Source organism: Methanospirillum sp., assembly GCF_035560735.1.
Classification (GTDB): domain Archaea; phylum Halobacteriota; class Methanomicrobia; order Methanomicrobiales; family Methanospirillaceae; genus Methanospirillum.
The window spans coordinates 1-3,144 of record NZ_DATMYY010000068.1; the positions used below are offsets into that span (position 1 = coordinate 1).

Genomic DNA, 3,144 nt, shown 5'->3' on the forward strand with positions numbered 1-3,144 from the left:
ATCCTATACATCAATAAAAAAATCAGATCGTTATACGGAGATCCTATCTCCAAAAAATGCTACTCCTTCTTTCAAAAAGATATAGATCATCCGTGTCATTTTTGCACGAATGAAAGACTTATCGATAATGGAACCCCTACTGGGGTGTATAGGTGGGAATACTACAACCCTGATGTTAACCGCTGGTATGACTGCAGGGACAGGGCTATAACCTGGACCGACGGAAGACTTGTACGGCTTGGAATAGCCACTGATATTACCGAGCGTAAAAAGACAGAACAGATAATCCAGGAAAAGGAAGAGCAGTTCCGCACGATAGTTGATACTGCACAGGAAGGAATCTGGCAGTTAGATAAACAGATGAACACGGTGTATGTGAACCATCGTCTTACAGAGTTGCTTGGTTACAGTTCTGAAGAGATGCTCATAAAAAATATCACCTCATTTATGATTCCTGAAGATCTTCAAGAGCATGAAATACGAATGGAACAGAGAAAGAAGGGAGTAAATGATAAATATGAGCAGAGATTTGTACGCAAGGATGGACAAATCTGTTGGATGCAGATATCTGTAACTTCTCTTTTGGATAAAGAGGCAGGGTACATGGGCTCATTTGCAATGCTCTCCGATATTACCCAGTCTAAAGCAGTGGAATCTGCACTAATAGAGAGTGAAGAAAAATTCAGAACCATAATCGAAACATCGCATTATGGTATCGGCATTCACCAGGATGGTATCGTTCAGTATGTCAACCCATTTGGATCCCAATTACTTGGATATGATAACCCAAATGATCTTATCGGAAAAAATGCCTTAGAGTTAGTTGATCCCGCTTTAAGAGAGAAGGTCGTAAGCCGGATGATTGAAGTACATACAGGAGCCATACCCACAATTCTTGAACGGTTTATCAGGGCGGATGGAAATTTCATCAATGTTGAAGTGAGAACAGCGCCATTTATTTTTCAAGGCAGGCCTGCAATTATGGTTCTTTTCTCAAAAGTATAATTTATTTCAAGAACAGGTCATTTTTTAGGAATTTTATCACAAACTTAAATTCCACTAAAATCCATGATATCTTTTATTATTATGGACCCTTTTACTGCACCACTTTGGTCACCATATATTGCCGGAATCGGGATCGGTGTATTACTCTGCTTTGCGATGCTTCTTTCAAACCGTCCATTTGGATGTGGAGCAGCATTCACTGGTGTTGCTGGAATGATTGAAAGTCTTTTGCGAGGCAGAAAGAAAGTAGAAGAAAAAGAGTACTTCAAGGAATTTCCTCTCCACGTTGATTGGCAATGGATGTTTGTTTTTGGCATCATTATCGGAGCATTTATCAGTTCGCTTCTTTCAGGAACATTCCATATCACCTGGATTCCCCACACTTTCTCAGCATCTTTTGGAGATAACCCTGTACTCAGATTGATCACCGCAATAATAGGAGGAGCCCTAATCGGGCTAGGTGCCAGATGGTGCTGGGGCTGCCCAAGTAGTCATGGAATTAGCGGAATCCCACAATTATCATTGGCAAGTTTCGTTGCTGTTGCATGCATGTTTGGAGTCGGAATAGGAGCATGTCTCATAATTTTTAGGATACTGGTATAATCATGTTTGAGAAACTTCATCGAAACCCAACCATGCAGCTCGTACTTGGGCTGATATTCGGCATTGGGTTTGGATTTTTTCTACAAAAAGGCGGAGTGACCTCGTATGATGTGATCATCGGTCAGTTACTCCTCACTGATTTTACTGTTCTAAAACTGATGCTTTCAGCAGTCATTGTCGGCATGATTGGACTACATATCATGAAACATCTGGGATGGTTGGATTTTCATGTATTCAGAGGATCAGTAGGATCAACCGTTATCGGTGGATGCATTTTCGGGATCGGGTTTGCAATTCTTGGGTTCTGTCCGGGGACTCTTGCAGGAGCCATTGGTACCGGACAGATGGATGCTCTTCTTGGAGGAGGAGTTGGTATGCTAATCGGCACCGGATTATTTGCCCACCTCTATCCTGCAATAAATAAAAAATGTATGGATAGAGGGGTCTTTCCTGTTGATACAATACCACAGCTGCTGAGGCTCCCTTCGTGGGTTGTAGTACTGGCAATGGTTATCCTGATGAGCGGATTCCTCATTGTCCTTGAGATATTTAAACTCTGATATGATACTCGTATAAAACAAAAGAGATTATAACCAGTATTCCGAGGATTCCAAGATAAAATAGTGGGTTCCCCTCAAGTGAAAACCCACTCTCTCCTGATTCTTCTTCTAATGGAAGTCCAACGGCATGGTTGTATCGATCCTCAATGCCCATAGTTCCTGTTAATTCAAGAGCGAACAGTGCTGCCAGCACTACAACAACCGCGAGGATTCCAAAGATAAATATCCCCCGTATCTCCTGCTTGTTCATTTCTTTGATCCCTCCAGAAGATCTGGCCGGATTTTTCCGATATACACGATAATAAAACCGGTGATAAACGCCTCTATCACTGCAACACCCATATTCACTGCTGCGAGTAATGATAGACCTGTAAACAGTTCGCCCGGAGTCTGATGGACACCCTGTATCCCGGAAATCAGAATAATTGCCATCATAACCAGGTTCCCAACAAAGAGAGATATAATCGCAGCAACACCAGCACTTGAGAACTTGTTAGAAGTGATCTTATTCATCGATCTGAATACATACCATGCAACGATGACTTCAGACAGGTTCACAAGGACATTTGCTCCGACAAGGCCCCAACCTCCATGACCGATTGCCGCTGATAGAATATTGACTATGAAAATTATCAGGGTACCAAGAAGAGGACCTGCCAGAATACCAATAAGAGGAGTCAAATTCAGATGAACTCCTCCAAAGACAGGAACCTGCACCTGAAAGATAGCAAATGCCGCTGTAGTTATAAATGCAGCAATTGTAATTTTTTTGGGATCAGGTTTTTTACTGGATCTAAGCAGGTATAATGCAATACCAATGAGAAGTATGGCAATCAGCCACCATAACAAAACCCAGAATACAGTAAAAGACCCATCCTCAAGATGAATATGTGCCATAATGAAACCCTGCGTATCTTTCAGATACAGTATCGCAAAAAAGTGGTAAATACCTTTCCTGAAATTTGGTATAATACCA

At 41.8% G+C, this 3,144-nt stretch carries 5 protein-coding genes; 3 read left to right on the forward strand and 2 right to left on the reverse strand.

Annotation, left to right across the window (positions count from 1 at the left end):
• The 3 genes from VN429_RS01840 to VN429_RS01850 all read left to right on the forward strand — a co-directional run.
• A partial coding sequence (locus tag VN429_RS01840) for a PAS domain S-box protein (RefSeq protein ID WP_325629177.1) occupies positions 1–1,005 on the forward strand: 1,005 nt, incomplete at its 5' end.
• 81 nt (positions 1,006–1,086) lie between these two features.
• Positions 1,087–1,608: a YeeE/YedE thiosulfate transporter family protein gene (locus tag VN429_RS01845; RefSeq protein WP_325629179.1), complete on the forward strand. Its 522-nt coding sequence runs from the start codon at positions 1,087–1,089 to the stop codon at positions 1,606–1,608.
• A 2-nt stretch (positions 1,609–1,610) separates the two neighbouring features.
• Entirely contained in the window at positions 1,611–2,168 is a 558-nt protein-coding gene (locus VN429_RS01850; RefSeq protein ID WP_325629181.1) for a YeeE/YedE thiosulfate transporter family protein, read from the forward strand.
• On the opposite strand, the gene VN429_RS01855 is transcribed toward VN429_RS01850, so the two are convergent.
• Both VN429_RS01855 and VN429_RS01860 read right to left on the reverse strand, forming a co-directional pair.
• Positions 2,158–2,418, reverse strand: a complete 261-nt coding sequence (locus VN429_RS01855; RefSeq protein ID WP_325629183.1) for a hypothetical protein — start codon at positions 2,416–2,418, stop codon at positions 2,158–2,160. The two genes, VN429_RS01850 and VN429_RS01855, sit on opposite strands and share 11 nt — an antisense overlap.
• Positions 2,415–3,144, reverse strand: a 730-nt coding sequence (locus tag VN429_RS01860) for an energy-coupling factor ABC transporter permease (RefSeq protein WP_325629185.1), incomplete at its 5' end; no start/stop codon positions are given. The genes VN429_RS01860 and VN429_RS01855, both read right to left, overlap by 4 nt.